At 46.9% G+C, this 6287-nt stretch carries 8 protein-coding genes; all 8 read left to right on the top strand.

The genetic code is table 11. The features are described 5' to 3' along the window. Positions 1 to 103: 103 nt before the first annotated feature. The 8 genes from AAF465_04325 to AAF465_04290 all read left to right on the top strand — a co-directional run bounded on the left by AAF465_04325 (position 104) and on the right by AAF465_04290 (position 6238). The gene (locus tag AAF465_04325) at positions 104 to 631 is read left to right on the top strand and encodes a L,D-transpeptidase family protein (protein MEM7081936.1); all 528 of its coding nucleotides are present in this window, start codon (positions 104 to 106) and stop codon (positions 629 to 631) included. Between the two features lie 116 nt (positions 632 to 747). Next, on the top strand, positions 748 to 1260 hold the full coding sequence (locus AAF465_04320) for a hypothetical protein (protein ID MEM7081935.1): 513 nt from the start codon (positions 748 to 750) through the stop codon (positions 1258 to 1260). Positions 1261 to 1362: 102 nt separating this feature from the next. Next, complete coding sequence (locus tag AAF465_04315; GenBank protein MEM7081934.1) at positions 1363 to 1884, top strand: O-acetyl-ADP-ribose deacetylase; 522 nt, start codon at positions 1363 to 1365, stop codon at positions 1882 to 1884. Positions 1885 to 1966: 82 nt separating this feature from the next. Then, complete coding sequence (locus AAF465_04310; GenBank protein ID MEM7081933.1) at positions 1967 to 2542, top strand: hypothetical protein; 576 nt, start codon at positions 1967 to 1969, stop codon at positions 2540 to 2542. An 86-nt stretch (positions 2543 to 2628) separates the two neighbouring features. Continuing rightward, positions 2629 to 3054: a hypothetical protein gene (locus AAF465_04305; protein ID MEM7081932.1), complete on the top strand. Its 426-nt coding sequence runs from the start codon at positions 2629 to 2631 to the stop codon at positions 3052 to 3054. 677 nt (positions 3055 to 3731) lie between these two features. Next, the gene (locus tag AAF465_04300; GenBank protein ID MEM7081931.1) at positions 3732 to 4046 is read left to right on the top strand and encodes a hypothetical protein; all 315 of its coding nucleotides are present in this window, start codon (positions 3732 to 3734) and stop codon (positions 4044 to 4046) included. A gap of 867 nt (positions 4047 to 4913) precedes the next feature. Next, complete coding sequence (locus AAF465_04295; GenBank protein MEM7081930.1) at positions 4914 to 5465, top strand: hypothetical protein; 552 nt, start codon at positions 4914 to 4916, stop codon at positions 5463 to 5465. A gap of 203 nt (positions 5466 to 5668) precedes the next feature. Then, the gene (locus AAF465_04290; protein ID MEM7081929.1) at positions 5669 to 6238 is read left to right on the top strand and encodes a hypothetical protein; all 570 of its coding nucleotides are present in this window, start codon (positions 5669 to 5671) and stop codon (positions 6236 to 6238) included. Positions 6239 to 6287 lie beyond the last annotated feature (49 nt).

The raw sequence follows: 6287 nt of genomic DNA, 5'->3' as shown, positions 1-6287 counted from the left end.
GCGCTGCAACGGACCTTTGGCACGCCCACGCATTTTGCTACCGCAAAATACACGAGCGCGCTAATGGCCGCTGAGCTTAATAGTTAGATTGTTTGGCAAGTGAATGCGGAAATTTGTACTTATCGCCTCAGGAATTATCCTTCTTCCAATCGCTGCAGTCGTATTTTTAGGCTACGCGTACTTCGAGGCTTCGCCAAGAGACTTAGGACAAGCTACAAGAGTAGAGGTTTATAAAGAGAATCGTGAGCTTGTCCTTTTGGATGGATCCAAGGAACTGGCTCGATACTCGATCGCCCTGGGAGGGGATCCGATAGGCCATAAAGTCAAAGAGGGTGATTCCAGAACGCCAGAAGGTAGCTATGTACTCGATTGGAGAAACAACAAGAGTTCGTTCTACCGCTCCATACATATTTCGTACCCGAACGCTAAAGATATTGAAAACGCAAAGAAACTTGGTGTCTCTGCTGGCGGTGATATCATGATTCATGGCCAACCCAATGGGTATGGAATGCTTGCTCCATTTACTCAGTTAAAGGATTGGACAGATGGATGTATTGCAGTCTCAGACTTAGAAATGGAAGAAATATGGAGAGCAGTTCCAAATGGTACGCCGATTGAGATTAAGCCTTAGGGTAGAACAATCTAACAAATCACTGCAACGGACCCTCGGCACGCCCGCGCATTTTGCTGCCGCAAAACGCACGAGCGCGCTAAGGGCCGCTGAGTTTAATAGTTAGCTCGATAATTATGAGTCCACATCAAACGGTAGCCTTACTTGTTCGTCTCTTTTGTGTCGGACTTGTTGTACATTCTTTTCAGACGGCCTTTTTCTCACTTGAAATGTCGGACCCTGTCTATACTAGAATTGCGATTGCCTATTTTGGAATAGCCCTGATATTTTCTGCAATATTATGGAAGTTCCCCTTGCTTATTGCTCGGAGCATGATTAAGCCTGATAGCGAGAGCGAGGAGCCTAGTGATTGGTCTAAAAACGAGTTCTACTGCTTCGGATTTGTCGTAGTTGGCCTGCTATGGCTGGTATTGGCCTTGTCCGATCTCGTTTATTGGTTTTCGTTCGCAATCTACGGATCACATTTTGACAGCTATTCGAACCAACTAGATGCGGATCAAAAGGCAGCGATCGTTTCAACTTTGTTTGAGGTGATAATTGCGCTTACTCTGATTTTCGGTGCAAAAGGCTGGTTCAGACTGGTTTCTTTTCTTAGGTTCGGAATTAAGAATAGTGGAAAATCAAGCTAACAAATCACTGCAACGGACCCTCGGCACGCCCGCGCATTTTGCTGCCGCAAAACGCCCGAGCGCGCTAATGGCCGCTGAGTTTAATAGTTAGACGGATAAGAAATGTCAGCGAAACTTGACGCCCTACAGGCTGATATTACCACCTTGCAGGTCGACGCGATCGTTAACGCTGCAAACTCTTCCCTCCTTGGGGGAGGTGGAGTAGACGGGGCCATACACAGGGCGGCGGGGTCCGAGCTCTACCACGAATGTAGACTACTTGGAGGCTGTAAAACTGGAGAGGCCAAAACGACCAAAGGCTACGATCTGCTCGCCAGCTACGTTATTCATACAGTTGGTCCCGTCTGGAGAGACGGGAAAAACTCAGAAGAGCAACTGCTAGAGTCATGCTACAGAAATTCTATTGCGCAAGCGCGAGAATATTCGGTTAAGACAATCGCGTTTCCAAGCATTAGCACTGGAATATTTGGCTTTCCTATTTCTCTTGCGTCTCGAATCGCGGTTGAGACGGTTTTAGATGAACTAAATTGGAAACCAGGCGAGATTGAAAAGGTCGTTTTTTGCTGTTTTTCCAATGAGGATCTGGAAGTATATAAGGATGTGTTTGTTGAGTTATCCGTCTAACAAGTCAATGCAACCGCCGAGAGAGGCTATGGTAATGCCCTTATTGTCATCAACGGCGGCTGATCTTAATAGTTAGAGTGCTATGAAACGTCTACTATTAATTATAACGCTCTCAATAATTTGCTCCTGCGCATCCCACAAATCAGTCGTTGTTGAGAACGAGTTACTGGTTGCACGTGTCATCTGGGTTAAGCTATTTAATAAGGAATTCGACCCCGAACGACAATTTGAGAACAATGCGGGCGAGCTTGTAAGTGTGTCTAATGCTTGCGGTAAGGCTGAAGTGCGATTTCGTAGTGCAGGTCGACCCGATTTTACTGTTTGGATGGAAATGGGTGAGTGGTGTACGACCCCGTTTAGCTCGAGACACTCCGAGCAACTGATTCTCATTGGCGATGACAGTAAATTAATCGAATATCATGGCATTGAGAAAGACTCAGATGGTAGGTCATATATTGATGTTGAGAATTGGTCCCGGTTTGCAGACCTTCGTTCGCCTTTGGCGCAGCCAAAGTTGATTGAGCAATTCGATACTTCTGAAGAAGCTCAATTATATTTCGAAGGTTTTGAGGAAGAGCTCATAAAGATTGATGGTCGGAAAGTATTTTTGCTAAAAGGAGTGTTTTTGTCTAATGCGTTTAAAGCCTTCACACACTAACAAATCAATGCAACCGCCGAGAGAGGTTGTCGTTATGAGCTTATTGTCATCAGCGTCGACTGATCTTAATAGTTAGACCGCAGAAGATGATAAAGAGTGCTGCTGCGTTTTTGCTAGGATTGGCGGCAGGAGCCGTCTATCTCATGTTGGGTGCCAAGTATATTGGCTGGAACGCATTGTATGGTTACGGCCCAAGGCTGATTGAGTGGACGCTGTTGCTACAAGCGGAAGAAAACCTGCTCGGCGGCCTCATTTATGTGCACGACGTGTTGATATTTTTGGTTCTAGCGATAGTTCTGAGTGTTCTCGCGGTCAAGTTGCTAGCGTCTAGACTCGTGCCTTTGTTTACGGTTGGTGTTGTTCTGGCGACGCTTACTGGTTCGTCTGGGTTGCTAGTATCAGCTGAGCTTTCGATAAGCTGGGTATCTGCGGTAGTTATTGTGCTAATTCCATTGCCAGTTCTGATAACGATTCGTAAGCTCTTTGTTGAGGGCGCCGTTAATGCGGCCTAACAAATCACTGCAACGGACCCTCGGCACGCCCGCGCATTCTGCTACCGCAAAATACACGGCCGCGCTAATGGCCGCTGAGTATAATAGTTATGCCTTTATCGCAAAAAACCAGATCATTGCTATCGTCCTACGATGAAGACGGCGTGTATGAATTCCCACGGGATTTCGATGAATCTGACGTAGAAAAACGGGCGCGGTCAGTATTGTGTTCATTGTCCAGCCAAGGTCTCGACGTTAAGTTTGAAGATTGGGTGCATAATCAAGATGCTAGCTTCGGTTTGGCAATTCTCTTGGAAGATTTTAAGAGGGAGGAAGGCCAATGCGTATACATTCCATGCCTCAGGTTTAGTAATTTCGGTAACCTAGTATCTTTAACTTGGATAGATATGGTTCCGAAAGCCGTCATTGATGAGGTCATAAAGTTGGTTGGCCAAAACAACTTCGTTTACGTTTCGCGTGAGGAGTTAGATTGTCCTTACGATGGTGTAATGGAGGGCCGGGAGAATCTCCCCACTTGGTGGATAAGATATTTTGATTGGATATAAGATCCAAAGGCATAACAAATCACTGCAACGGGCCCTCGGCACGCCCGCGCATTTTGCTGCCGCAGAATACACGAGCGCGCTAATAGCCTCTGAGTTTAAGAGTCATATTGACTTCTACAAAGGAAGTGCCACATGAAGTTGACCGTCATCCTTTTCATTCTTTTAGTCAGTTCAATAGGTTGTGCGACAACGGATAGCCCAGACAGCCAAGCAAAAAACCAATCTGAAAAGATCTACTTCACCGGGGCTCAAGCAAAAGTTTGGAGAAGTTTTGAAGACGCAGTTTATGAGTTTAATGCGGTACGTCAAAATCCGGACAGAGTAATTTGTACGCCCCGCAAGAGGGATGGCGGTAGATTTGCCTATATTCACTGTGAATTTCACAAAGAACTGAATGAATGGAATAAACCGGAGAGGGGGCTGGAGAGAATGCAGCGGGGTTTTTAGATGAATCAATCTCGAAAAGAGATATGCCATGTCCGATTGATACCGATGTTAATTAGATCCAGCAATATAACAAATCATGCAACGGACCTTCGGCACGTCCGTGTGTTTGATTACCACAAAATTCACGAGCGCGCTGATGACCGCCGATCTTTGTAGTTATGGGTAGTTTATGGAATATCGAGTAGCCAAATGGGTCACACATGTTGTTGGCGGTTCGTATATTGCCGCGGCAACGCTATTCGCATTGATCTGGTTGGTTGTGGCGGTAGCGCACGGAGACGTTGAGATTCTCCTGAGTAGTATGACAAGGAAGTGGCTTGTCTGGGGGGCGCTATATGTTTTCTCAATCTACTTGGTGTACTCACTTAAAGAAAAGAGCATTAGGCGCCGCTTATTGAGCTGGTCATTTTCCATTTTGTTTCATGTGTGTTTGCTGTCGTATATAGCCATAGTGCTGGACGCGGGTATTGGTGCGTTCATAATTGGCATTCCGGAAACAGTCATTATTGCTCTGAGCGTTATTGGGTTAGTAAGTTGCATAACATCACGCAATGCGCGTGACGGATGACCAATTAACGCGACCGCCGATAAGGAGTGCTGTGATGAGCGTACCGTCTTCCGCGTCGGCTTAACTCATAGGTTAGCAGGCGCGTTCAGATGTTTCCTTTCCATGGGAATATGAGCGCGGATTCGGAGTCCAGAGCGATTCGAATAGGCTATTTTGCTGTGGTTCGTGACAGTGATCAGTGCTTTTTCTCTAGAGAGGGCACAAACCGTGTGAGAAATCGCGGTACTATATTTATATAGAAGAGTGGCCAGTCAAACGGGTGGCTTGCAGATCAACATTAGGATGAGGTTATAGTAAAGATGGACGAGACGATTCGCACTATTCACGTTGGTTACCGCCGAGTTCTGAGGTTTTCGCTTTATGCGACGCTTGTGTTTTTGACGGGCTGTGCGTCGGTGGGCAATGCAAAGGAGGCTGCCCAAAGATGGGCCGAACTGCCCGGCGAACCGGCAACCGTTTATTTGATTCGCGGCAAAACGATTCCGTATGCCCGAGTTGCGACGATCCGCGTGGATAACCACGAATTGGCGAAACTAAAGTCGAAGTCATTCGTGGTGCTTGATGTGCCGCCGGGTAGCCGTGAATTTTTCATCGACTGGTCCTGGGATGTCGATCTTTATGGCGATATGGACCTCAAATTCAATCACGATGTTAAGCCTGGAGAGACGCTGTATTTTGAGTATGGGAGTGTTGAATCAAAAGGCAGTGGCGTTCGAATGGCCTCTGCAGGGAGTGTCAGCTATCCGGTCTCTACGCCGAGAACAAACTCCGCTTATTATTTATACGTGGTCGATGCCGAACGATTCGAGCAGCTAAAACGCGAAGGCTATGTAGCTCTGCCAGTCGAATAACTCAAACGAATGGTGGAGCACTGACGGTCGAGTTGTCTTAGTGTTTGGCAGATCGCTCTCCGTAAGCAATACCAGACTGTGCGATGAGAGGGGATACCTCATTCGGAAAGAGGAAGACAAGTCCATTTTCCACTTGCCGGTGTTGTCTCCAACGTGGAAATGTTGCGTTCCTTGGCGCCAATAGATGATAAGACAGTGACTGCATGAGTTTTACAATCAAGGTTGACGCCAATGGCTACCCCGTTGTCGATCAGTTCAGTGAGGAGGGTTTTATCGATTTCGTCTTTCGAATCGAAAACCTGATCGAAGAGCGCGACAAATATCGCTTCAACATGCGGGCAAGCTACGATCAACAGATTTTGGGTGTCGATGTGTCAGTCGTGAAACCGATCGGGCCAGGATTTGACGATAACATGAAGCTTATCAAGGACCACGTTTATCCGCGTGGCGTGGTGTTTACGAGATCGGGTCCTGAAAGTGATCGCTTGATTCAGACGATTGCGGTGCTATACGACAGTGACTGTAGACCCAAGCAGATGATAGAGCACGAAGCGTATACGGCAATTGCGCTCCACCAAGGTCACAAAGACATGGCGAACGAGGCGATGAAGATAAAGCTGTTTGGGTGCGATTCAGAAGAGTACGACGAAAACGACTACTACGAGTCGTTTTTCAATTTGGATTTGGCAAATGGCAACGTGTTCTGGAACGAGAAGGATCAAGCGTACAGAGAGCCGCTTGTCAGGGCGCTCGGACGCACTGGTCAAAGATAGACGTTCTAGTTGCGTGATGGGATGATAAATTTTCTTTTGTCCTGAATTA

It is taken from the genome of Pseudomonadota bacterium, assembly GCA_039028935.1.
GTDB lineage: Bacteria > Pseudomonadota > Gammaproteobacteria > Steroidobacterales > SZUA-146 > SZUA-146.
The sequence above is the reverse complement of the archived record's forward strand: the minus strand, read 5'-3'. Positions and strand labels throughout refer to the sequence as shown.